Source organism: Sphingopyxis sp. YR583, assembly GCF_900108295.1.
GTDB lineage: Bacteria > Pseudomonadota > Alphaproteobacteria > Sphingomonadales > Sphingomonadaceae > Sphingopyxis.
In genome coordinates this window covers 1,128,203-1,153,300 of sequence record NZ_FNWK01000001.1, presented here as the reverse complement: position 1 = coordinate 1,153,300, position 25,098 = coordinate 1,128,203, and the positions used below count along the sequence as shown (strand labels likewise).

Sequence of the window (25,098 nt, the reverse complement as noted above, 5' to 3'; positions counted from 1 at the left end):
CAAGATTCGATACATTTCTTCCTATCGTGATAAATTGTATCGGTAATATTTATTATTTTAATCGGGATTTTATCAACGGACTTAGGGCGACTGGAAAATTTGATGAGACGCGCGCGAAATGCGCCCTCGCTGCCTGGGCCGCTACGCGAAGCTCGGACAGCAATGACGGACTGGAGTGGATGCGCCGCTGGCCTTGGACACCAAGCAGCCTGCCGGGGGTGATCAGTGGCGCCCTGCGGCCCATATCGCCGTCAGTTGGCGAATGACCCGTGTGCGATGTTGATAGGTGCTGTACCGTTTGCCGACGCGCCCGTTGGCGAAGTCGTCGGCGAGTTTACGGGTGAGGCTCTCTATCTCCGCTCTCTGCATTTCGGATTCGGTGACCGCCGGTTCGGGAACTGCGGCGCTCGGGTTTCGGATGGGTGCGAACTCGGGGAAGTGGCCGCCTTCATTTTCCCAACTCTCGACTGTGGATCGCCTGTCCGCTTCGTGCCGCGAAGGCAGCGTTATCACGCGAGGCGCGGCCGCGGCCCGCCTGCCTTTCAAAACTTCTGATATATTCGGCATTATCCGGCTCCGTCGTAGAGCGGGAGTATGGAGGTATCTCTCAGTCGCACCGGCGCTCAAGGCAGGGGATGCAATATCCCCCATCTGGGGATGATGCATGTCCAATGCTAAAGCAGAGCGATCATATTCGTCGACGGCCCGGATGGAGCTTTGGGGAACTTCGTGTCTAGTTTGCTGACGTGCGATCCAAGCTGCTGCGTGCTTTGGTCCGTCGCCGTTGTAGGATCGACCTTCTGCCATCGCTGGTGGCGCGGCCGTCTTCTGTATGGCGGCCCTTTCCGGAAGGATCGTTATTGCCCCATGATACCTGTCTCTCTCCATGCTCGTAATGAGACTGGTCCTCGCCTTCATCGGCGGGCTTATCGCGAGCAGGCTGAAACTGTGCTGCCGCTCGACCGGACGGAATCGCCTAATTCGCGACCCGGCATGATAAACAGGAACAATGCCCTATCCCGCGCGTCTTCTCCATGCCCACTACCGGGCATTTGAAGAGAGGAGAATGGTCATGGTCAACCCCGACCAGAACCAGACCGGCAACCAGCCGGGCCGCAAACCGGAAGGCGAGCGCCAGCCCCAGCAGGAAGATGGCAATCGCCGTCAGCCCGGCCAGCCGGACCGCGACAAGCGGCCTCAGCAGGGCGGAGAAGCGGCAAAGCCGGGCAAGCAGAGCAGCTAGCCTCCGGCTAACCGATCGTTCCCAAGCCGGGCCGCGTGTCGATACGTGGTCCGGTTTCGTTTTGCTCACTGTTTCGGGCATCTATGCGCCCGAAATCAGACATTCGGTGCCCCGTCTAAATCGCTACTAGCTTGGAGAACATTTCGCATCAAGCAAGTGCAAGTCTGCAATGGGCCTCGAATCGGACGTTCGGTTTCACGCGCAAACCATTGAAAGTCGTGCTTGTATTTGACGACTTCAACGTCTGCTAGCGGCCATTTCACGAATGTCTACCGCGCTGAACTTTTCGTGGCTTGCAGGCGGCGTATCGATCGGTGGCTGCCGCAACCCCGTTCCTGAACTCGCGTTCCATCCTGCCAGTCCATATCAACCATCATAACGGGCTGAATTCGATCGTGATGAGATCGCTGTATGTCCCGGCCACATGCGCCCCCACTTCGCCCAGCCGCAGATCGAAGGGCAGCGACGATCCCGCAAGGGTGCGCGGCAGATCGAACATGGCGTCATAATGCTGGCGCAAATCGATCTCGATGCCGTTCAGGATGGCATAATAGCCGATCGAATCTGCCGCGGGACTGCCGTTTTCCAGTTTGAGGAAGCCCCGGTTGGCGGAATCGATGGTGAGCCGCGAGATGGTATTGGCGCGGACCTGGAGAAAGACGCGGCGCGCTTCATTCGCCGTCATTTCGCCGAAGTCGACGCGGCTCACCGCGGCCCCCTGGCCGAAAGCGCCCGCCGCGCCGGCAATGTTCATCTGAGCCCGCGGCGGCGAGACAAGCTTAAAAGTCACGGGATTCCCTGCGTGGCTGGACGAAATTGCGCCGCTGTCGCGAAGCTCCATTTCGAGCGTCTGGGAATGCTCGCCCGCCTCGGCGACCGCATCGCGAATTGCCACGACCTCAAGTGATAGGCGGTATCGTTTGCCGGGATCCAGTTGAATGCGCCAGATTCCGGGTGTCGCGGTCGCTGCCATCGCGGTGTCGCCGGCGCCGGCATTGAAACGGACCCGCACGCCGGTATCGCCGACTTCGGTTTCGTCGAGTGGCAGACGGTCGGGGCCGAGCAAGGCGATGTCCATCGCGCAGCGCTCGGCCGAGCGGCTCTCGATGCTAAAATTCATTCTTCCCGCCGCCGGGGCGCTTGCGAACGCGTCATAGTCGAGGCGTAGCACCGATGGCTGTTCGACGACCAAAGCGTCGCAAGCTGCGGCAGAATTGGCGGTGCCGGCCGCGGTCATTCCCCATAGGGTGGCGATGGCGAGCCTATGGCGTGTTGAGCGTACCGACATCGATCAATCCTTTGGAGTCTCGGGTGATTTCGAATGTGGCGACGACGGCGCCGCCGACGATCAGTCGATAATGTCCAGGCGCCAGCCGGTCGGCGACGAAGCGGCCGCTGCGGTTGGTGAAGAAAGGCCGCGGCTCTAGCTTCTTGTCGTCCACCGCCTCGACGGTGCCGCCGACGAGCGAAAGCGGGCCTTGCGGCCCGACGAGATACCCGGTCGCGATGCGAGAGGCATCGCTGCCGATCTCGGCGCGGTAACCCGAGCCGAAGCCGGGGAATGTGTTGATGACGCCGCTGCCGATATCATAGCCGACGGGGAGCGGATCGACCTTCACTTCATAGCGGTTGATGCCATAGGCCCGGTTTACGGGAATGACTGCCGGTCCGAACAGGCCCGATCGCGCCACGATCCGGTCCCCCGATTGGATGCGCACCTGGCTTCCTGCCAATGTGTCATGGACCGGCGCGATGATGAAACCGTCGTTCACCGTCCGCCCTAGTCCGATCGCTCCGTCGGCGAAGCCAATAAATCCGCGGAGATTCCAGTCGGAAATGGTCGAACTCGGGCCATCGGGACTGCGCGATTCGATCCGGTTGTGGTTCACAACAAGGTCGAAACGATTGTTGATATAGGCGAGCCGCCCCGCCAAGGCGGTGCCCTCGCGCTCGTCGGTAAAGCGGAGATTACCGCTCAGTTCGTCGAGCCTGCCTTCGGACGACCGGCTGATCTCGACCTCCTTGCGCTGCGTGCTGCTGTCGTAACGCACATCGCCATACCAGCCCGGGCCGAGGCGCACCGAGACGCCGACCGACACGCGCCAATCACCGCCACGATCGTCGTTGATATGCGACGCTGTGCTGTTCACGCTGAACCGCCCGAAAGTGCGTCCGATATTCGCATCGAACCGCTGGATGTCGCGCCCGTCGCCGCGCATCTTCGTATATCCATATCCCAGCCCCATGCTGATCTCGAACGGCGCGCGCCACTGGAGTAGCACCGCCGACTGCCATGCCTGGGGATTGCGGGCTTCGCGCGTGAAGGCGTCCTGGAAATTGGCGCTACGCAGCACCGAAGAGATGTTCAGTCGCAGATCGCGCTCGCGCAGCAACGAGAATTCACCGCGATAGTCGAACGAAAGCGCTGTTCCGAACCCGAAACCGTTGAGGCTCCGGCTCGCCGATGCCTCCACCTGGATGAAGCCGAGCGGCGAGCCCCATAGCGCCGACCCGCCGGCCTGGACCGAGAAACTCGTCGCCTGCGCGTTGACCCCCAACGTCAGAGCATTGGAAATGCCGCGGTAGATATAGCCGGTCGCGGCGGGCGTTCCATAATGTAGCCGCGTGTCACCCTCGCGAAGCCCGATTGCGCCCCCGAATTCCGTGACCCCCGGATTGAGCAGATCGGCGCCGCTGAAGATGTTGAAATCGAGAATCTCGCGGCGTCCGCCGACATCGTCGACGACCAGCCGCACATTGTTGGGTCCTGCGGCGAAGGGAAAGTCCCCGATATCGTAACGGCCCGCCGCGAGCCTCAGTGTCTGGACACGGATATCGTTGACATAGACTTCGACGCTCGACTCGCGATCGAGAACAAAGTCCTGGCGGCCGATCGGACGCACATTCTGAAAGGGGCGTATCGTCGAAAAGGCCCGTTCGACTCCGAAGCCGAGGATGCGGCCCGAGCCCTGAAAAGATGTGCTGCCCGGGGTGAACTCGCCGAGCGTGGCGCGGACTGCGCTATCATAGAAATCGCGCGTGGCCCGGATCTCGCGGCGCTCCCAAGGATGTTCGCGATTGTTGCCGTCATAACGCATGCCGCCTGTCACGGTGACGCCGTCGAAGCCGCCGATGTTCATGATGCCGTCGACATCGACGCTGAGTGGCTGGAAGCCCTGACCCCCGTCATGGACATAGCGCTGGGTGGCGGAGATATTGGCGCCAACAGCAAAACCGGCGGGCTGATCAAAGGTCTGCGGGACGGGCGCGCCGTCGCGCTCGACCACGCGCACCGCGGTTGCGCTGGTTGCGTCGGTCGGTAAAGTCGCCGTGACGCTCAGGCTCAGCGTATCGAAGGCGATGCTCAGCCCGTCGCCGTCGAATGCGGCAAAGGCTACGATATTGCGCCCCGCGATGCGGGCTTCGATCAGGGCCTTGATTTTCGGGGTGATGACCGGACCAAGGAGCTCAAGCAAGCGCTTGGCGTCGATCTCGCCATCGCCCTTGCCGTCAACCGAGATGGAAATGGTGCCGAGGAACTTTCCGTTCAGCGTCAGCGGAACATCGAGCGGAACCCGGGCCGAAGCACCGCCTGCCGGAGCGGGCACTGCGCCCTCTGAGTCTGCGGTAATTGCGGGCGACGCGTCCGAAGGCTGAACGGTTGCAGATGCCGGGCCGGAGACGGCGCCGAGCATCGATCCGCACAGGCAGATTGAAAGGTGTCGCAGCGAGTGCTCCATGCGTCACGGTATTTCCAGCTTGGACGTAATCGTGCCCGTCAGTCCGGGGACATCCTTCGCAGCGACCGACGCCAGCCGGTCCTGGTGCGGCAAGAGCGCCGAAAAATCTCCGAGTTGAACATGGTCGGTATCGAGCTCCACGCTCTTTCCTGCGGCGTCGGTGAAGGTCCAACGCGCCGAGTTGAGCACCGCAATTCCCGTTCCGGGATTGCGGAGCCGCAGCGCCAGACCACCATCGGCTTTGTGCTCGACGACCTCGACAACGATGTCGGACCGGGCGGACTCCGGCGAGACGATGATATGGCTGAGGAAATTGAAGCTGACCTTCACATCCGCCTGAGCATTGGCGTCGCCCTTCGCGGCGCCGGTGCGAAAATCGATCGGCAATTGCGCCACGCGCACACCATACATCCGCGCCTCGGCGAGGGCGGCATCGCCGATATAGCGTATCTGTACGGTCTGTTCGCGCCCGGGGGGAATGGCCGTCTGCGCGGGATAGACCAGCAGGTCCTTGTCCTCCGGTGCCCGGGTCGGCGTTCCGGCCTCGTCGACACTCGCACGAAAGGGGATCATTTCGAGCATGATCGGCACTTCGCCGGTGTTCTTGATCGACAATGTCAGCCGGGAATCGGGGCCCGAGGGGCGGATCGTCGCGAGCATGGGCTGGATTTGATAGCCCTGCGCCTGCGCCGGCGAGGCGTTGGCGAGAAGCCCGATAGCTGCGGCACAAAGTGAATATGCGATACGCATGAGACATGTTCCCGCCGTCAAAATGCAGCATGGGACCGCCCGTGAAGGCGATCCCATGCATGACCCGTCCGATCAGATGGACGAAGCGGTGAAGCTGAACACCTCGGTATAGGTGCCAGCAGGCGCCGCATCAGCCGGGAACACGTTGGGGGTCGAGAAATCCGGCTGGGTATTGGCGTTCTCGACGTTCACATTGAGCCAGAGCTCGAGCGGAAGGCCGTTGGCGACGCTCTGCGCATAGCCGGCCTGCTGCCGCGTGAAGAGGCCAACGGCTTCGGCATTGCCCGGCGCCGTGTCGGTTTCATTGATCACGAAATTGGCATTGGTGGGCGACTTCAGCGTCATCGCATAGTTGATGCGATTGCCGGCAGCGCTGAGCAAGTCACCGTTCAGCGGATCGGTGACCATCTTCGTTCCCGAAGCGGCATTGCACGAAAGGCGCAGGTTCGCGACCTTCTGGTTGTCGGTGAAGGCGATCGAGGCGGTGCCGCTCGAGACATTGGTGAGATTGACGTTGCAATAGGGGGCAACGACGCCCTGCACACTGAGTGTTTCCGCCATAGCGGGGGCGGCGTTGAAGCCGACCAATGCGATAGCTGCGGAAGCGAGGAATAGTGAATTGCGCATGAATAATTCCCTTGATTTTAAGTGGTTACCGGGGATTTCCGGCTTCGTATGCCCGATGATCGAGCAAAGGAATTCGATCCATTGGTGAATCGAAATCGAAAATTCATAGCAACTTCAAAATAGTGAAAAGTGTTTTTACAATATCACTCAATAATCCTCATCTACATGAAGTAATATAGATAGGACTTTGGAATTGTTGTGAATGCCCGATGAGATTTTTATGTCACCATATCATTCATGTTACAACTCAGGTTAATACGTCTGTATTTTTACGTATGTGCATTTCTGATCTAGCCCGTACTCTAGGGGTACGAGATTTCGGATCGCTTGGGCCGTCATTCTCAGGATGGGGCAGCAGGCAATCTATTTCAGGCAAGCTATTGCAAGCATGGGAGGCTTAATTCGTTGAATGAATCTTAATCAAAGGCTAAGAGGGCCGGTCGATGAACTCCGAGTCGCAGTCGAACAAGGGAAATCGCAATTCCCGCACGTGGGCCTGCCCAGGATCGCAAATTTGCTGAAGACCCAGCAAGAGCGATCCCCGGAGGGAAATCATGCCTTATATATTGATGCAGCCTATGACGGCGCGGGAGCTCGAAGTGCTGACGCTCGTTGCTTCGGGTGCCTCCGCGAAGGAGATCGGTCGAGAGCTCGAGATCAATTCGCGTACCGTCGAGTCCCATATCAGCCACCTCAAACTGAAAACCCGTTCGCGCAATCGCGCCCACCTTGTGGCGATGGCGCTGGAAGAAGGGCTCATCGACAACCCATGCCATGTCACTTTGGGAGTTGTCGCTAGCATAGCGCCGGTCGAAACGAAGCCTCGAAAGGGCGGCAGGAGTGCCTTGGCAGACGGAAGTGTCGCCATTTCGCGAGGTATCTCCGAACAATAAAGTCTTTGCTTATAAGGGGTCTTCCATGCCCTCAGGGCAATCGGCAGTCACGCTGACGGTTGAGTTCGAGTTATAGAGGACCAGAACACAGCGCGGCCCTGCACGCCGTCAATTGCCGGATCACTCGCGAACGATGCTGATAGGTATTGTAGCGCTTCCCAACACACCCATTCGCAAAATCGCTGGCGAGAGCTTTTGTCAGCTGATCTATCTCGTTAGCCAGCTGCTCAGGGCCTGTGACGACCACAGAAGACGGGTGTCGTAGTGGAGCAAACTCGGGGAAACGACCGCCTTCATTTTCCCAATTCTCGACAGCTGATTGTCGCTCCATCTCCGGCTTTGAAAGAACTCTTCGAACTTGGCGAACGGAAGCGAAGGAGGAAAGCGCGGTCTTCGAAAAAGTCGATACCTTTGGCATGGCGCAGCTCCACAAAATGAGCGGGAGCTTCGACGCATCTCTCAGTCGCATCGGCGCTCAGAACTGAGGGATGCGATCAGTGCTATCTGGTGCGGCATGCGGAAAAATACTAGGTCTGACCCCCAATAATCACGGAAGTTTGCCGTTTTTGCTTTGCAGGGGCGGGAGTTCGACAGAAGGCCCTTTCTCGCTGCCCCTAACTGATGAGGTGCCGTCGGCTTTGGGGGTTTCCAGAAGAAAAAGCAGACTGGCTGTTATCGGCCAGAATCGATGAACCGGGTTAGGTAGTGAATCGCACGGAAGGCGCGGCCCGCGCCTTCAAAAAAAGTCGTTACGGCTTTTCTGTCACCAATTGTCTTCCTTCGGTAGAAGGGCAGACGATCGCCCGGGAGGCAGGCGCGCCGATGGTGGATGACGATATTCTCGAGAGCTGGTTCTGCCGCGAGGTGCTGCCGAATGAGGCGGCGCTGACCCAGTTTATCCGGCGCAACTGGCGGGTCGCGGATGACGTCGTCGATCTGCGGCACGACATTTACGAGCAGGTCATTGCCGGTGCCCGCCGCTGCCTGCCGGACGAGGTCAGGCCCTATCTGTTTACGGTTGCCCGCAACCATCTGATCAACCGTGCCAAGCGGGCGCGCATCGTTTCGTTCGAACTCGTTGCCGATCTCGAGGCCGTGCAACATGACGCCGACCTGCTGACCGCCGAACGGCATGTCCTGGCCCGCGAGGCGCTCCGGCGCACGCAGGAAGGGATCGACCGGCTTTCGCCGCGCGTCCGCCAGATCGTCCTGCTCCGCAAGATCGAAGGCATGAACACGCGCGAGACGGCGGCGCATCTCGGCATCGGCATCGATGCCGTCGAGCGTCAGCTTTCCATGGGTATGAAGGCGCTTGCCGACTTCATGCTGGGCGGAACTGGCAAGATCATAAGACAGAAACTTGCCCGGAAAGGGCGGCAGGGGAGAGAGATATGAGCCGCGCAGCGGAGGCGTCCGACAAGGCATCCGCCTGGATCATACGCCGCGAAAACGGTGACTGGTCGGAAAGCGACCAGGTCGATCTCGACGCCTGGCTTGCCGAATCCGACGGCAACAAGGCAGCCTACTGGCGATTGAAGCATAGCTGGCGTGAGGCAGACCGCATCGGCTCGCTCGGGGTTGAGCCGGAGACGGTTCCACCCATCGAAGGCCCGTTGCGCCGACATTGGAAACCCTTCGCGCTTGCTGCCTCGCTCGCGGTCGCTGTCTGGATCGGCTCGATCCAGATCGTGCCGCGGCCGGCAGCGCGGCAGCAGGTCGCCCTGACCTTCCGGTCTCCCGTGGGCGAGCGCAAGAATGTCGAGCTTGCCGACGGCAGCCATGTTGAACTCAACACCCGCAGCGTGATCCGGTCGTCGGCGTCCTCGGGACGCCGGGATATATGGCTCGAGGATGGCGAAGCCTATTTCGAGGTGGCCCATGATGCGGGCCGGCCCTTTGTCGTACATGCAGGAACCCGGACGGTGACCGTGCTCGGCACGAAATTTTCGGTCCGGCGTGACGGTGAGAGGGTATCGGTATCGGTGATCGAGGGCAGGGTCCGGATTGACGAGGTTCCCGGCGGAGGCGCGCGCCCGGCGTCTGCGACGATCACGGGCGGCATGTCAGCCATCAGCGATGGCCGCTCGATCCTCGTTGCCGAACGCTCCGAAGAGCGTGTCGGAAACGCGCTCGCCTGGCGCGACGGTATGCTCAGTTTCGACCAGACGAGCCTTGCCGACGCGGCGGCGGAGTTCAGCCGTTACCACCAGCGCCCGATTCTCGTGACCGATCCCGAGGCTGCGAGCATTCGTATCGGCGGCACGTTTCAGGCCTCGAATGTGGAGGCCTTCGCCCGGCTGCTGCGCGATGCCTATGGCCTCCGCGTCGATGTCACGCCCGACGCGATAAAAATCTCGAGCTGATGCGTTACGGTTATGTGACGCCGGTTTGTCGTTATTCCTGAGGGTTGCAACAGGGTGCGGCCGTACAGGGGGAAACGATGAAGATGAGAAGCCTTGCTGCGACGCTTGCTACAGGCGTGTGTGTGGTCGCGATGGCGACGCCGGCGCAGGCTCAGACCCGAGCCTATAATATCGCAGCGGGGAGTCTGAAGTCGGCGCTCGATGCCTATGGCCGCCAGTCCGGTCGGCAGATCATCTACAAGGCGGACGATATTCGAGGGGCGCGTTCGGCCGGCGTTCGGGGATCGCTTTCTGCAGAAGCGGCGCTCGCGGCGCTGCTCCGCGGCACCGGCTTCAGCTACCGGATCGACACCTCGGGCGCGATTGCCATCGTCGCGGGGGAAAGCGAGGCCGGAAGCGCCGCGGCCGATAGCGAGGACGCTGAAATCATTGTCACCGGGTCGCGTATCCGCGGGAACAGTGTCGCATCTCCGGTCGTTGTGCGGACTGCCGAGGATATGCGCAACGCCGGGCAGGCGAGCGTCGCTGACGTGATCCGTACCATCCCCCAGAACTTCGGCGGCGGTAGCAACGCCGGTGTCGGCTATGGTGTTCCCGAGAGCCGCGGTACCGGCTTTGGCGGGGCGGCGACCATCAACCTGCGCGGCCTCGGTAGCGACGCAACACTCACCCTGCTTAACGGTCACCGCGTCGCCTATGGTGGCGCGCAGCAGGGGATCGACGTATCGGCTATCCCGTTTCTGGCACTCGACCGGATCGAGGTCGTTCCTGACGGTTCATCGGCGCTGTACGGATCGGACGCGGTCGCCGGGGTTGCGAACATCCTGCTGAAAAAGCGCTTTGATGGCCTCGAAGCCTCGGCGCGCTGGGGTGCGTCGACGGACGGCGGTAACGAGCAGCAGCAATATGGCTTGATCGGCGGTACGAGCTGGGACAGCGGCGGCGTCTGGCTCGCTTACGAATTCGGGCGGACGACCGCGATCAAGGCGTCGCAACGCGATCTGGGGACGGGCCCCGCCGACGAGTTGATGTACCAGCCGAACCAGAAATGGCACGCGGTTGCGTTCGGCGCCGAACAACAGATCGTTCCCGATCTCTCGATCCGCCTGGATGCCCTGTACAACCGGCGCTCAAGCAACCGGATCATCCCGATCGTGCCGACAATGCCCTACAACCTCGACGAGCGATATGAGATCGAAGGTCTGTCGCTGGCGTCGTCGCTCGACTGGAAAGTCTCGCCCGGCTGGGCCGTGTCGCTGAGCGGAACCTATTCGATGAATTCCTCGGACTATCGATCGGTCCAGACGATCTCGGGGGTTACTTCGGTTGCGGGTTCGGGGTGCTATTGCAATGAAGGGATGTCGGCCGAACTCGCGGCGGACGGACCGTTGTTTACCCTGCCGTCGGGCGACATTCGGGTTGCCGTCGGTGGGGGGTATCGTGCGAACTACTGGCATGACCAGCGGACTATCCCGGCCGCGTCGGCGCGCGATATCAGGCTGACACGGGACACCGTCTATGCATTCGGCGAGATTAATGTTCCGATAGCATCCCCCGCTCAGGATATTGCGGGACTTCACAGTCTCAACCTGGCCGCCGCGCTTCGGTACGAAGATTATACCGGCGAGTATCGGGTTACTACGCCCAAGTTCGGGCTCATTTATGCGCCGAGCGCCGATTTCGAACTGAAGGCGACTTGGGGAAAATCATTCCGCGCGCCAACTTTCTACGAACAGTTGAGCGGAAATTCGACCATCCTCTATCAGGCGTCGCGACTAGGCGGCTCGGCCTATCCCGCGGATGCGACCGTCCTCTTTCTTGCCGGCGGGAACCTGTCACTGAAACCGGAGCGAGCGACGAGTTGGTCGGCATCGTTCGTCGCCCATCCCGTGGCGCTTGCCGGCGCGCGACTTGAGGTGACCTATTATGAGGTGGATTACCGCGACCGTGTTGTCGTGCCGATCCTCTACAGCAGCACGTCGCTATCCAATCCGATATATGGCGAGCAGGTGACTCTATCGCCGAACGCAGCGAAACTGGCGGCTGCCTTGGCAGCAGGCACCTACACCAATGCCACGACGGTTCCCTATGATCCTGCGAAGGTAGTAGCCATCATCGACAATCGACGCGTCAACGCGAGCACGCAGTCGATCCGCGGTGTCGACATCGATGCGCGCTATGGCTTCGATGTCGGCGGCGCGCGCAAGATCGATCTGTCACTCTATGGAAGCTATATCCATAGCAAGCAGGTGCTGAGTGCGCTCCAACCTGAACAACCGCTTGCGGGATATCTTTTCAATCCGCCGCATTTTCGGGTCCGGGGCGGCGCGGCCTATTCCGATCGCGGCTTCACCCTCTCTTCCTTCGTCAATTACACCGGCGGCGTATCCGACGCGCGCACGGCAACGTCGCTCGCGATCGACGGGATGACGACGGTCGATCTCATCGCCCGCTACCGGTTCGAAGAAGGGGCTTCGTTACTACGCGGGCTCGATCTCAGCCTCTCGCTTGAGAATATGTTCAACACCAAGCCGTCCGCGATCGCGACGACGATCGTCTATCAGCCGCCGTATGACTCGACGAACTATTCGCCGGTGGGCCGCTTCGTGAGCTTCAGTATCTCCAAGCGCTGGTAACGCGCGCACCTCCCAATCCGACGGAGACTTTCATGACGTCAAATCCTGTCCGGTGCTTCCGGAAGCGCACCCTCCTTGCCGCCACATCTGTGTTGCTGGGCCCGCTATTTATCCCGGTCGCAGCCAGTGCTGCGGAAGCTGAAGGCAAGGTCATGCCTTTCGATCTGCCCGTCAGTGCCCGCGAGCTCAAGTCGGGACATCGACCGGTCCTTTCGCACTCGGGGCATCTGCTGGCCTATACGGTGGGGGAACGGCCGATTACGTCTTCGGGCGCTGACCGGTTCATGAGCAATGGCGTGCCAGGGCAAATCCCCAACACCGCAATATGGCTGGTCGATCTGGTCAGCGGCGAGACGAAGGCAATCGGGCAAGGGGTGGGGAATTGCTGGCGCCCGGTCTTTTCGCCGGACGAGAAGAGCATCGCGTCCTACTGCGACGGCGGCGACGCGCCTCAATTGTGGATCCATGACCTGGCCTCGGGCAAGAGTCGCCGGATTTCGGAAGCGCGCATCAAGGCGAGTCTATGGACGGGCGACGAGCCGATCTGGCTGCCCGGCGGCGAGCAGCTGCTTGCGCCGCTCGTGCCCGAGCCATTGTCGTCCGGAGCGCGACCGGAGTCCGGACCGGCAGCGGCAGTGACTTTTCAAACTACGGGCGGTGCTTCGTCAGGCGCTGCACCGGCCTCCGATGCCTCCGCTATAGCCTTGGCCAAGCATGTCGAGACCCTGTTTCACGCCGACCTCGCGGCTATCGACGTCGCGGGCGGACGGGTCCGAACGATCGTGTCTCACGATTATGCAAAGCCCCCGAGCGCAATGCTGCTGTCACCATCCGGGCGCTGGATTTCCTTTATTTCGCATGTCGGCAACGAGACAGGCGGCGCCAGGCCCAATATTGACCTCGGCGTCGCGCCGGTCGGCGGCGGGGCCGCGAAGCTTGTCGCGGAGCGGCTCACGCGGATGGAGTCCCATTATCTGAAGGGTTCGCATTTCTGGCATCCTGTCCGCGACGAGATTTTCTGGGTCCAGGATGGCGGGCTGTGGACAGCCGGAGCCGACGACGGCTTCACGCCGCACCGCGTATCGGCCAAGCTGTCGACGGCGATTCCCGATGCGCTGGGTCTGATGAACGATGGAAATGCGCTCGTGGTCGGGATCGATCCCCTCGACGACCCGGCTTATCTCGAACCGCATCCGGGCGCCTTCGAGCTGGTTCGTCTCGATGGCCGGGCGGGACGGCGTATCGAAATTCCTTCCGGGTTTCTCGCAGACAACCTCGTTCGCGACGGGGATGGACGGTTGTGGCAACCCGATGCGAATTCGGTTGCGGCGCGCGCTCGGGAAAGGGCGACGGGCAAGACTGCCGTGCTGCGCCTCGATATTTTGTCGGGGGCAGTCTCGTCGATGTGGACCGATTTCGCTACGATCGATCCTGTCGGTCAGGTGCGTGGCTCGCAGGACCTGCTCGCGATCTACGAGGATAACTCCACGCCAGAGGATATTATCCGGTTCAATCCGGATCTCTCGATCAAACAGCGGGTTTCCCATGTCGAACCCAGACTCGACGGGTTCACTTTCGCTCCCCCCGTGTTGTTTGATACACCGGTCAATCGTCTCGATGGCGCGGGGAACAGCGTGAAATCGGCGCTTTACCTTCCGCCCGGCGCGAAGCGCGGCGACCGTTTGCCGACGGTGGTCACGGTCTATCCGCGCTCAACCACGCGGGTGGGCAAGTTCGGGGGAGGCTTTCAACAAACCATGCCGGCGTCGATTTTTACGACCCGCGGTTATGCGGTTCTGGTGACAGAACTGCCGGTCCGGCCGCTCGGTGAAATCAGCCCATCGGTGGTCGACGACGTCAAGGGGCTGCTGACGCCGCAGATCCGGCATGCCTCCGATCTCGGCTATGTCGATATGTCGCGTCTCGCGGTCATGGGACAGTCCTTTGGCGGATACACGACCGCGTCGCTGCTGATAGAGAGCGACCTGTTTCGCGGCGGCATCGCGCTCGCGGGAGCCTATGATTTGACATATCTGACCGCATTCATGGGCAAGAACCGGGATTTCGGCTATCCGCCCGGGGCAATCGAGCAGTATTGGAACATCAAAGGCCTGCCATGGGCGAACATGGACAGCTACATCCAGCTTTCGCCATTCTTTCAGGCGGGAAGAATGCAAGCGCCGATCCTGATCGCACATGGTTCGAACGACCTCATTCCGATTGAGGACGCCCGGAAGATGTTCAATGCTTTGCGCTTTGCAGGAAAGACTGCGGAATTTGCCGAATATGCCGGTGAAGCCCATGTGCCGAGTCACTGGTCGACTGCAAATGCCGCAGACCTGGGGCGGCGGGCGATCGACTTTCTGGATCGCTATGTGAAACCGGCACGAGAACCGGGCTCGTCGGTGGCGAACGCAGTCAGTCCCTAGTCGCGACCCTGCAGTCGCAGAATTCAAGCGCAGTGCTTTGCGTCCGCTTATCCCCTTCTGCCTCCAATATCTGCCCCACTATCGAGCAGCGCCGAAAATAAAATTGGGGAGCGTGGTGTGACTTGGCTCGGCTCGTGCGTCTAATATCGTTCGGGAGAATTTTCAGCCCGGAAGAATGCAGGAGTGCAGGTGGGCGACAGGCAGGAAGCATTGGCGGACATGCACCGGGATCACCGTCCCGGCCTGCTCGCCTTCTTCCTTCGCCGCGTGCACAATCACAGCGAGGCCGAGGATCTGACGCAGGAGGTCTTCGCGCGGATCGCAGCTATGGATGATGTAGAGATGCGGCGGGCCGACGCCTATATCTTCCAGGTTGCGGCCAACCTCTTGCGCGACAGGGCGCGCCGTATGGCGGTGCGCCGCGATTTCGCGGCGGGAGCGCGCGCGATCGATGGAAGAGGCGTCGATCCGATCGACCCGCACCGCGTCGCCGCCGGACGTGAGGCCGTCCACATCCTGCGGGCCGGGCTCGAAGATCTGCCCGAGAGGACGCGCCAGATATTTCTTCTGTTTCGGTACGAGCAGCTCGACTACCGGACGATCGCCGAGAGCTTCGGGATATCCAGCAGCGCCGTGCAAAAACATGTCTACCGCGCGATGGCTTATCTGGTCGACAGGCTGGGGGAGGCCGAATGAACGACGATCTATCGAGCCGGGAAGCGGGAACTGGCAGCAGCGAGGCGGCGGGAGCGTGGTGCATTCGCATGGCCGGCGCTCCGCTGGATCCGGCTGAGCAGGCGGACTTCGATGCCTGGCTTGCGGCCGATGCGGCGCATCCGCCGGCGTTCGAGCGGGCGCTCGCGGTGTGGGGCGGTCTCCACGCGATGGAGGCGGACGCTGAGGTCATCGCCATGCGTGCCGAAGCGCTGGAGGCGATGCGCGAAGCGAATGCTAAGCGATGGACGCGAGGTGCCCCGCGCCGCGGATGGCGTTGGGCGATGGTCGCGGCGGCTTGCCTGCTGCTCGCGCTGACGATCGCCTTTTTTCCGGGCCGCGGCGGGCCGGTGGAATATGCGACCGGGCTCGGTGAGCGGCGAACTTTCGTGCTCTCCGATGGGTCGCGTCTGTCACTTGATGCGGAGACGCGCGTCGCGGTCGACCTCGCGGATGATCGGCGCATGCTCCACCTGCTGGCAGGCCGCGCCAAGTTCGATGTCGAAAAGGACGCTGCGCGGCCCTTCTCGGTCACCGCAGGCGGACGGACCGTGGTGGCAACGGGCACCGCGTTCAGCGTCGAACTGCTAGGCGACAAGCTTCATGTCATCCTTTACGAAGGCAGCGTGGCGGTGGTGCGCGGCGAGCCGCCCTCGGCGCCGCGGCTCCTCGCGCTCAAACGGACGCCCGGCAAGGATGCGATCGCGCTCGTGCCGGGCCGCGAACTTGTCGCGCCAGTCAAGGCTCCCGTGGCGCCGACCATCGTCGAGGCCGATGTGGCGCGTTCGCTCGCCTGGGAAGGGGGGCAGCTCAGTTTCGTCGATGAACCCTTGAGCGCTGTTGCTGAACGGCTCAATCGCTACAGCCGCGCGAAGGTCACCATAGGCGATGCGCGTGCGGCCGCGATCGAGATTAATGGCGTGTTCAATGCCGGCGATACGGACGCCTTCCTCGACGCGGCGCAGATGGCCTATCCGCTCGAGGTCCGCCGCGAAGGCGGTGCGGTGATCCTCGCGAGCAGGCCGCGATGACAATTTTATGAATTCGTCGATGTGAGTCTTTTGAACATGCGCGTCTTATCCTCCATGCCGCTGGATCGCGGCGTCAAACAGGGGGACTGATATGACGGGGCGCGTGACAGGTGGGATGATCCTCGGGATATCGGCGGCGGTCATGGTGGCGGCGCCCGCGATCGCGCAGGCGCAGACTTACCGTTTCGATCTGCCCGCCCAGCCGCTTGACGCATCGCTCCGCGCTTTTGCGCGCACGACGCGTCAGCAAATCCTGTTCGATGGCGCGCTCGTTCGCGGCAAACGCGCGCCGGTCCTCAAGGGGAGCTACAGCGCGGAGCAGGGCCTTGCTGTATTACTTCGAGGGTCGGGCCTCGCTGCGGTGCGGGGGCGCGGGGGTGCCTTCGTCGTGAGCGCGGTGGGAAACGGCGCTTCGACTGACACCGCGGGTACCGCGCCCGAGGTCGTCATGGCGGACGCGGAAATCGTCGTCACCGGGTCGCGCATTCGCGGCACCCAGACGCCGTCGCCGACGCTAACACGTCAGCGCGACCAGATTGCCGAAAGCGGCGCGAGCGATCTCGGCGAATTCGCGCGGACGCTTACCCAGAATTTCAACGGCGGGCAGAACCCCGGTGTGCGCGGTTCGCAGGGAGGCTCCGAGGACACCACGGGATCTTCCGCCTTCAACTTGCGCGGGCTTGGTTCCGACGCGACGCTGACGCTCGTCAACGGCCATCGCAGCGCTTACGATGGCGTGTTCCAGGGCGTCGACGTTTCGGCCATTCCGCTCGCCTCCGTCGAACGGGTAGAAGTGGTGACCGATGGCGCTTCGGCTCTTTATGGCTCGGATGCGGTCGCTGGTGTCGTGAACCTGATCTTGCGCCGTGATTTCGACGGAATTCAGACGTCGGCGCGCTTCGGCGCCGCAACCGACGGCGGTGCGGCCGAACAGCAATATGTGCTGACCGGCGGCAGCCGCTGGTCGGGCGGCGGTGCGGTCGCAACGATCGAATATAATCGCGCAACCCCGGTTCGCGCCGGTCAGCGAAGCTACACGCAAGGGGACGATGCCGACGCCACGCTCATCCCGGGCTACAGGCAAGTGAGCATCGTCGTTGCCGGTCATCAGCGTCTCGGCGACTGGCTCGGGCTGGAGATCGACGGGCAATATAGCGACCGCACATCGCGTCGCTGCTCGTCCGCGGTCGGCACGCTCGATTGCCGGACGCAGGGACAGGAGGCGCGGCGCGGGGTGCGCTCCTTCGCGGTCACGCCGTCGCTTGTCGCCGATCTCGCAGGCGGATGGCAGGCTACGCTCTCGGGGACCTATGCGCGCAGCGATACTGAAATCGTGACGCAGGTCTATGCGGGCGGCAACCCGACCGCGCTCTACCTGCCCAATTATGACAACAGCTTCCATGCCGTCGAGCTCGGGTTCGAGGGGCGACTCTTCGATGCGCCCGGCGGTGCGGCGCGGCTCGCTTTCGGCGGCGGCTACCGGGCGAACGATCAGAATACAGACTATCGACAGATCATTGGCGGCGCGACGACCCCGGTCTGGGTCTACAAGGAGAAGCGCAAGACCCGCTTCGCCTATGGCGAGCTGGCGCTGCCGCTCGTGGGCGCGGCGAACGGTTCGGCGGGCCTGCGCGAACTGCAGCTGTCGGCAGCGCTTCGCTATGAGGATAACAGCGGCTTCGGCGACATTGCGACGCCGAAGGTCGGGATCATCTATCGCCCGGTTTCCGACCTTGCGCTTCGCGCGACTTGGGGCCGGTCGTTCAAGGCGCCAACCCTGTTCCAGCTTGGCAAGCCGCTTGAGGGTTATCTCTTTCCCGGTGCGATCTTCACCCCGCCCGGCGGTCAGACCGTTTTCTATCTCGCCGGCGGTAACCCCGCGCTCACCGCCGAGAAAGCGGACACCTGGACCGCGACGGCGACCTACACACCGGCCTTCGCTAACGGGCTGAAGCTCGAGGCCAGCTATTTCAGGACGCGCTACCGCGACCGCGTCGTAACCCCGATAAGCAATGTTCTGGCTGCCTTCGCTCCCCAGAATGCCGATTATGTGCTTCTCAATCCGAGCGCCGCCGATGTCCTCGCGATCGCATCGCGCTTGCCCTATGGCATCATCAACCAGACCGGCACGCCGTTCGATCCGTCCAATATCTCCGCAATCGTCGACAGCAGCCTCGCTAACGCCGCACGCCAGTCGATCCAGGGTGTCGATCTCACCGCGACCTGGGAGGGCAATGTCAGCGCCCGTGATCGGCTCGAGCTGGCGAGCTCGGCAAGTTATCTCGACAGCAAGCAGATGCTTGTTGAGGGACAGGCCTGGCAGGATCTGTCGGGGATCATTTTCAATCCGCCGCATTGGCGCGCTCGCGCTTCGTTGAACTGGAAGCGCGACGCCTTCCGTTTTGGCGCGGCATGGAACTACATCGGCAAGACGACCGATACGCGCTTCCCGACCACCGCCCGGGTCGGCGATTTTCAGACGGTCGATCTCACCGCGCAAATCGGCACGGCGCCGGGACAGGCCTTTGTCTCGGGCTTTTCATTCGATATGGCCATCCTCAATCTCCTCAACGAGAAGCCGGCGCCCATTCGCACGAGCAGCCCGGTCTCGACCCCTTACGATTCGACCAATCACTCGAGCCTTGGCCGGACGATAAGCTTTACCATCAGCAAGAAGTGGTGAGCGCCATTCATTTGCGCGCCGCATGGGCGACGCTGCTTCTCGTCGCCTTGCCGGGAGCGGCGCAGGCGGCGGAGACCTGTTCCGCGCTCGCTCCGCGGGCGGCGGAACGGCCCGCCGGAACCTTGAGGCCGTTCGGCAGCGAAGAGCTTGTGGCGCTTCGCGATATCGGCCCGACGGATGCCGAGCAGGGCGCGAACCTCTTCGCACTCTCGCCGGACGGTTCACGGATCGCTTATCAACTCGTCCGCGCCGATGCCGCAGCCAACCGGCACTGCATCGGAATGTTCGTTTCCGACGTCCGGCCGGGCGCTGCGGCTATTCAGGTCGATGAAGGCGGCGAGCTCATCCGGACGCGCACGATCATCGGCCGGCTCGACGCGGGGCCGTCGGGCAGCGCGCGCGCGATCTCGCCGATATGGGCGCCCGACGGTCAGAGTTTTGCCTTCCTGAAGCAGGTTGGGGGTGCCGTCCGGATTTGGCGCGCCTTTATCGACGGACGGCCAAGTGTCCCGCTTTCGCCAGACGAAGACGACATTGAACGCTTCGCCTTTTCGGCCGACGGACGCCGGCTGATATACTCCGCGTCCGCAGGTACTCTCGCCGTACGCGACGAGATCGATCGCGAGGGTCTGACCGGCTTCCGCTATGACGATCGCTTCTATCCCATTGCCGGTAGCCGGCCCAACCCGGCGGTTGCGGGAAGTCTTCGCGATGTTTCGCTCGACATCGCGAGCGGCGCAGCGCGCCCGGCCAGCGATGGCGAGGTCGCACGTCTGGACGCTGGCCAGACGTCTCTTCAATCTGCGGGTGGCCGGCGGGCGCTGCTCGAGCGAAATGAGGATCAGTCGCTTTTGCCGAAGATGCGGCCGGCGATCATCGATCCGTCGGGGAAGAGGACTGCTTGTATGGCCTCCGCCTGCCAAGGGGTCGGACAGCTTCTAGGTTGGACGCAGGACATGCGCGGCCTTCTTTTCATTCGGCGCGAAGGATGGGCGGATGAGCAGACTGCCATTTATGAATGGCGCCCGGGGCAGAGGACGCCGCATCGACTTTATGCGACCATCGATGCCCTCTTCGGGTGCCGCGTGGCCAATAACCGGCTGATCTGTGCGCGCGAAACTGCGCAGATGCCGCGCCACATCGCGAGCATCGATTTGAAGCGCCGGACCGTGTCGGTGCTGGTCGATCCCAACCCCGAGATGGCGGCCTATTCCCTTGGACGGGTGGAGCGCTGGCATTTCAAGAGCCTGTCTGGCGTCGCAGCGTGGACGGATATCGTCTATCCCGTGGGCTACCGTCCCGGTGCCCGTTATCCTGCCGTCATAGTCCAATATAGCTCGCGCGGCTTCCTGCGCGGCGGGACCGGAAACGAGTTTCCGATCCAACCGTTTGCAAACGCCGGCTATGTCGTGATCAGTCTCCAGCGCCCGAGCGGGATCGCGCTTGCAGCGGGCGCGCGTAATGTCGCTGAAGCCGAACGATTGCTGCTTCACGACTTTACCGATCGCCGGAACGTCCTCTCGGTCATAGATGCGGCAATCGATCGCTTGGTCGCGCAGGAGGACGTCGATCCGGTGAAGATCGGGATAACGGGGCTCAGCGACGGTTCGTCGACGGTGCAATTTGCGGCTCTCAACAGCAAACGTTTTGCCGCAGGGGTGGTGAGCGGGTGCTGCTGGGAGCGGTCGCAGGATTTTCTTCTCGGGGAGAGAGTGTCAGAGGCGTTCGCGGACGCTGGTTGGCCGCGACTTGCGGACCGCGGCTCGGCCATTTGGGACCGAATGTCCTTGGCTCAAAATGCCCATCGCGTCGCCTTCCCGATGCTCTTCCAGGCTGCGGATCGGGAATATCTCACGGCATTGGAGAGCTTCACTGCGCTTCGGGCTGCCCGAGTTCCGGCTGACCTGTATGTCTTCCCAGGCGAGCATCATATCAAGTGGCAACCCGCCCACAAACTCGCAGTGTTCAAGCGAAACATTCAATGGTTCGATTTTTGGCTTCGCGACCTGAAAGCGGTCGATCCAATGGCAAAGCTTCAATACGACGATTGGAGCGCGATGAAGTCGGCCTGGCAAGGGCCATGATCGAATGTCCGCTTCGCCCTATTTCTTCCCGATAGCTGTCTGTCCGTAATCGGCCAAAGTCGGCGTCGCGATGAATGAAGATCAGAGCGCTGCTTTCGCAGTCAGTTTAGCTAGCCGGCTGCCCTGCGACCCAAAAGTTCAATTTGGTGGCCGTCGGGATCAGCAAGTACGGCAATTCGCATTCCTGCATAGTCCAGCGGACCTAACACCATCTTGGCTCCCCGGTCGGACATCCGGGCCGCTATCGCGTCGACATCGGCAACGAAATACCCGGTCGGTCCGTTCGCTGCGCCGGCTTCGACCGCTCGCCCGTCTTTCCAGCGGCAGAGCACGACGCTGGCGCCCTGCTTTCCCGGCGCGAGGACCACTTCGTCGAACTTGCCTGCGTCGATGCGGCGCTGCTCGCGAAAGCCAAGGCAGTCGGAATAAAAGCCGATCGAACGTTCGAGGTCGCCGACGAAAATCTTGTAGAAGGCGGGAGCGGTCTCGATGACGATTTCTTCTGCTTGCATGTCAAATCTCTGTTTCGGCGGGGTGGTGGACGGCGCCGTAGCGCCGGTTGGCATAAACGAGCGAGGCGTCGCCCGAGCCGAGTTGCACGTCGCGAACCGCGCAGAGCAGGACGCTGTGTGTGCCGAAGCCATGCGCCTCGACAAGCTCGCATTGCAGCGCCGCGGCGGCGCTGCGGAGCAGGGGAGGCGCGCCCGGACGGCAGAGCCAGTCACCTTCGTTGAAGCGGTCTTCGCCGCGATGCCCGAGCGCGCCCGCGAAGCGCATCGCCAGCATGTCGTCGCCGGGGGCGAGCATGTTGAGGCAAAGGCGCCGCGATGCGATGATCGCGTAGTGCGTCGCCGATCCGCGATGAATCGAGAGGATCATCGACATCGGATCGACCGACAGCGAGCAGGCAGCGGTCATCGTCATGCCGTGACGTTGCCCTTCGGCTTCGGCGGTGACGATATGAACTGTTGCTGCGAGCCGCGCCATCGATTCGCGAAAGGCGTTGAGAGTGGGGACCATCGTCACGATCAGATCTGCCGCGTCGCCGTGGCCCAATAGGCGCGGCGGACCTCGGCACGGAGGACCTTGCCTGCTTCGCTGTGCGGGACCGTCTCGACGAAATCGATCGAACGGGGGATTTTGAATGAGGCGAGCTGCTCGCGCGCATAGGCGAGCAGGTGCCGTTCGAGTTCGGGCGAGGCGGCAAAGCCATCGGCGAGCGCGACCACCGCCTTTACTTCCTCGCCCCACTCTTCGTTTGGCACGCCGACGGTGCAGACCTCGCGCACCGCAGGATGACTGGCGAGCGCATTGTCGACTTCTTGCGGGTAGATGTTGACCCCGCCCGAGATGATCACCTCGGCCGAGCGGCCGGTGAGATAGAGATAGCCGTCTTCGTCGACATAGCCGAGATCGCCGATGCTGAAATGGCTCCGCCCGAAGGTTTCGGCGTTCTTTTCGGGCGCGCGGAAATAGCTCGCGCTGGTTGCTGGATTATAAGGGAAGCTGACGAACCCGATTTCTCCGGGCGCGCACAAGTTGCCATCGGCATCGCGGATCGATGCCGGCGAGCCTTCGGGAATGCGGCCAACGCTTCCGGGCTTTTTGAGCCAGTCTTCCGATGTGATGCCGATCCCCGGCGAGGCCTCGGTCGCGCCATAATACTCGTGGAGGACCGGGCCAAACCAGTCGATCATCGCGCGCTTGACCTCGGGCGAGGTCGGCGCGGCGCCATGGAATATCCGCTTGAGGCTATCGAGGTTCGCGGCTCTGCGCACCTCTTCCGGGAGCGCAAGCAGCCGGCGGAACATCGTGCTCACCATATGCGAATGGGTGACGTGATATTTGCCGACGAGCGACAGCCACTGCGCGGCGTCGAAACGCTCCATCATCAGCAGCGGAATGCCCGAGGCGATCGCAAAGGCGATGTCGAAGGTCAGCGGGCCGCCGTGATAGGCGGGGCCGCAGAGCAGGTTGAGATCGCCGTCGCGATAATCGCAGAGGCTGTTCTCGCGCTGTGGCATGAGTATGATCGGATTCTGCCTGACCACTCCTTTGGGCTGACCGGTCGTTCCCGAGGTGTAGAGCATGACGGTGCCGATGACCGGGTCGATTGGGTCGGACGCGTCGTGCCGGTCGAGCGCGCGTGCATAGCTTTCGAATCCGGCGCGCGCGACGCCGGTCGTCAAACGTGTCGTGACAATTGCGGTCGGGGCGAGTGCGGTCAGGTCGACGAACTCGCCCTGGACGACCCATGCCTTCGCCTCGCAATCTGCCAAGATATACGAAGCCTCGCGCGGCGAAAGATGCCAGTTGATCGGGGTCAGGCGCAGGCCGCCGCGCTGGCAGGCGAGATAAGTCTCGATGAATTGGGGTATATTGCCGCAGAGCAACGCGACGCCGTCGCCGGGGACGAGGCCGACCGCGTGAAAATGGGCGAGCAGCCGGTTGGCGTTGCCGTTGAGTTCGGCGAAGCTGCGATTGCCGCGCGGTGATAGAAGCGCGGTGCGATCGCGGTTCCGCCGGGCCCAATGGCTGAACAACATGCCCTTTCCGGCAAGAGCGAAAAGCTCTTCGGCGGTCGGTTCTACCGGGGCCGTAATGGCCGCCGCGCTATCAGTCATAAATGACTCGTCTGAAAAGACGGAGGGCGGGGCGTCGTGCGCTGGCCGCCCTCCAGGAGAGGATCAGGCCGCTGCCAGCGACGCGTCCGAGCTATAGTTCATCATCGCATCGTAATTGGTGCGATAGAACATGTCCTTGACCGCCTCGTCGACGCCATCGAGCGACTTTTCGAACTTGCCGACCGGGTCCTTGGTCCCTTCGGGATGCGGATAGTCGCTCGAGAACATGAAGAGCTCGGCGCCGGCGTCGGCGATCATCTGCCCGACATCTTCGCCCGGAAAGGGCGTGAACTTGACCGCGCGGCGGATATAATCCGACGGCAGCTTGTCAAGCTGCTGGAGATAGGTGTCGGTGCGCGAGAAGCTCTTGTACGCATAGTCGATGCGGCGGAGGAAATCGGGCACCCAGCCCGCGCCTGATTCGATCACGCCGCCGCGAAGGTCCGGGAAGCGGTGGAAGATGCCGTCATAGACCATCGCGGTCAGGAATTCCTGCGGTGCGAAGCACAGCGCGGTAAAATCGTCGAAGCGGAGGTTCTCGCCGCCGCCGTGCAGGTCGGCCGAGCGCGGTCGACCGTTGTTGTGATAACCCTTCGGCTGCGTCTTGGTGCCCGTGCCGATATGGACCATGAACGGGATCTTGCGGTCGGACAGCATCTGCCAGAGGCGGTCGTGATCGGGGTGCCCCGGCGAACGATCGCCCGACGGCATGGGTGCGATGCCCACCGCGCCTGCGCCCGCGTCGATCGCGCGCCTGGCTTCGGCGAAGGCCATGTCCGGATCGTCGAGCGGAATATAGGCGACATTGACGAGGCGCTTGTCGCCGTTCGAAAATTTCTGCTGCGCCATGTTCGCGGCGCGCGCGATGGCATATTTGTCCTCGGGGGTTTCGGCGCGAGCCATGCCGGCGAGGCAGGCGGTGGTGAAGACGAGCTGACTGACGAAGCCATATTGGTCGAGCATGCGCGTGCGTTCGCTGGCGTCGAAGGCGCCGAAAGCAAGCCAGCCCTTGTCACCGGCAATCGGGTTTTCGGCGGCGGCGGCATCGGCCTCGGCGTCGGTCGCGCGCGATTTCGCCTTGTCGATCATGCCGACGACGCGGCCCGACTTGTCGGCCTTGTAGAGCAGGCCAAATTTCTCGCGCAGCCGGTCGTCTAGAAATTCATAGATCCAGTCGTCGGTCTCCATGGTGTGACTGTCAGCGTCGTTGATGACGCGGCCATATGCAAAAGCCACTGCTAGTCTCCTCAGTTTCGGTTCAGTTTCAAAAGAATATCAATT

Annotated in this window: 18 protein-coding genes; 10 read left to right on the top strand and 8 right to left on the bottom strand. The window is 62.2% G+C overall.

The window, feature by feature from the left end:
* Nucleotides 1-1,072 precede the first annotated feature (1,072 nt).
* Nucleotides 1,073-1,243 carry a hypothetical protein gene (locus BLW56_RS20575; protein ID WP_156344032.1) on the top strand — a complete coding sequence of 57 codons (171 nt, stop codon included), beginning with the start codon at nt 1,073-1,075 and terminating at the stop codon, nt 1,241-1,243.
* Between the two features lie 373 nt (nt 1,244-1,616).
* On the opposite strand, the gene BLW56_RS05225 is transcribed toward BLW56_RS20575, so the two are convergent.
* The 4 genes from BLW56_RS05225 to BLW56_RS05210 form a co-directional block, all read right to left on the bottom strand.
* Complete coding sequence (locus BLW56_RS05225; RefSeq protein ID WP_093509557.1) at nt 1,617-2,480, bottom strand: hypothetical protein; 864 nt, start codon at nt 2,478-2,480, stop codon at nt 1,617-1,619.
* Between the two features lie 25 nt (nt 2,481-2,505).
* Complete coding sequence (locus tag BLW56_RS05220; RefSeq protein WP_093509556.1) at nt 2,506-4,851, bottom strand: hypothetical protein; 2,346 nt, start codon at nt 4,849-4,851, stop codon at nt 2,506-2,508.
* Between the two features lie 135 nt (nt 4,852-4,986).
* The gene (locus BLW56_RS05215; protein ID WP_093509555.1) at nt 4,987-5,733 is read right to left on the bottom strand and encodes a fimbrial biogenesis chaperone; all 747 of its coding nucleotides are present in this window, start codon (nt 5,731-5,733) and stop codon (nt 4,987-4,989) included.
* A 72-nt stretch (nt 5,734-5,805) separates the two neighbouring features.
* Nucleotides 5,806-6,360, bottom strand: a complete 555-nt coding sequence (locus tag BLW56_RS05210) for a hypothetical protein (RefSeq protein WP_143043381.1) — start codon at nt 6,358-6,360, stop codon at nt 5,806-5,808.
* 554 nt (nt 6,361-6,914) lie between these two features.
* On the opposite strand from BLW56_RS05210, the gene BLW56_RS05205 reads away from it, so the two are divergent.
* The 9 genes from BLW56_RS05205 (at nt 6,915) to BLW56_RS05165 (ending at nt 21,193) form a co-directional block, all read left to right on the top strand.
* A complete protein-coding gene (locus BLW56_RS05205; protein WP_093509553.1) occupies nt 6,915-7,253 on the top strand; it encodes a response regulator transcription factor in 339 nt (112 codons plus the stop codon).
* Between the two features lie 705 nt (nt 7,254-7,958).
* The gene (locus BLW56_RS05200) at nt 7,959-8,648 is read left to right on the top strand and encodes an RNA polymerase sigma factor (protein WP_256203313.1); all 690 of its coding nucleotides are present in this window, start codon (nt 7,959-7,961) and stop codon (nt 8,646-8,648) included.
* Nucleotides 8,645-9,616 (top strand): FecR family protein, encoded by a 972-nt coding sequence (locus BLW56_RS05195; protein WP_093509551.1) that lies wholly within the window; start codon nt 8,645-8,647, stop codon nt 9,614-9,616. Before BLW56_RS05200 ends, BLW56_RS05195 begins: the two co-directional genes overlap by 4 nt.
* Nucleotides 9,617-9,693: 77 nt before the next feature.
* Nucleotides 9,694-12,252, top strand: coding sequence for a TonB-dependent receptor plug domain-containing protein (locus BLW56_RS05190; protein ID WP_093509550.1), 2,559 nt, complete (start codon nt 9,694-9,696; stop codon nt 12,250-12,252).
* 32 nt (nt 12,253-12,284) lie between these two features.
* Complete coding sequence (locus BLW56_RS05185; protein WP_093509549.1) at nt 12,285-14,681, top strand: S9 family peptidase; 2,397 nt, start codon at nt 12,285-12,287, stop codon at nt 14,679-14,681.
* Between the two features lie 183 nt (nt 14,682-14,864).
* Nucleotides 14,865-15,377, top strand: a complete 513-nt coding sequence (locus BLW56_RS05180; protein ID WP_371262206.1) for an RNA polymerase sigma factor — start codon at nt 14,865-14,867, stop codon at nt 15,375-15,377.
* Nucleotides 15,374-16,426: a FecR family protein gene (locus BLW56_RS05175; protein ID WP_093509548.1), complete on the top strand. Its 1,053-nt coding sequence runs from the start codon at nt 15,374-15,376 to the stop codon at nt 16,424-16,426. The genes BLW56_RS05180 and BLW56_RS05175 overlap by 4 nt, the downstream gene beginning before the upstream one ends.
* Nucleotides 16,427-16,517: 91 nt before the next feature.
* Entirely contained in the window at nt 16,518-19,109 is a 2,592-nt protein-coding gene (locus BLW56_RS05170; RefSeq protein ID WP_093509547.1) for a TonB-dependent receptor, read from the top strand.
* A complete protein-coding gene (locus BLW56_RS05165; protein WP_093509546.1) occupies nt 19,106-21,193 on the top strand; it encodes an Atxe2 family lasso peptide isopeptidase in 2,088 nt (695 codons plus the stop codon). The genes BLW56_RS05170 and BLW56_RS05165 overlap by 4 nt, the downstream gene beginning before the upstream one ends.
* A 110-nt stretch (nt 21,194-21,303) precedes the next feature.
* Here the strand turns inward: BLW56_RS05165 and BLW56_RS05160 are convergent, their stop codons facing one another.
* From BLW56_RS05160 to BLW56_RS05145, 4 genes are all read right to left on the bottom strand, one after another.
* On the bottom strand, nt 21,304-21,759 hold the full coding sequence (locus BLW56_RS05160) for a VOC family protein (RefSeq protein ID WP_177175834.1): 456 nt from the start codon (nt 21,757-21,759) through the stop codon (nt 21,304-21,306).
* The gene (locus BLW56_RS05155) at nt 21,707-22,213 is read right to left on the bottom strand and encodes a flavin reductase family protein (RefSeq protein ID WP_256203413.1); all 507 of its coding nucleotides are present in this window, start codon (nt 22,211-22,213) and stop codon (nt 21,707-21,709) included. Before BLW56_RS05155 ends, BLW56_RS05160 begins: the two co-directional genes overlap by 53 nt.
* Before the next feature lie 8 nt (nt 22,214-22,221).
* Nucleotides 22,222-23,817 carry an AMP-binding protein gene (locus tag BLW56_RS05150; RefSeq protein WP_093509543.1) on the bottom strand — a complete coding sequence of 532 codons (1,596 nt, stop codon included), beginning with the start codon at nt 23,815-23,817 and terminating at the stop codon, nt 22,222-22,224.
* Between the two features lie 63 nt (nt 23,818-23,880).
* Nucleotides 23,881-25,053, bottom strand: a complete 1,173-nt coding sequence (locus tag BLW56_RS05145) for an amidohydrolase family protein (RefSeq protein ID WP_256203311.1) — start codon at nt 25,051-25,053, stop codon at nt 23,881-23,883.
* Nucleotides 25,054-25,098 lie beyond the last annotated feature (45 nt).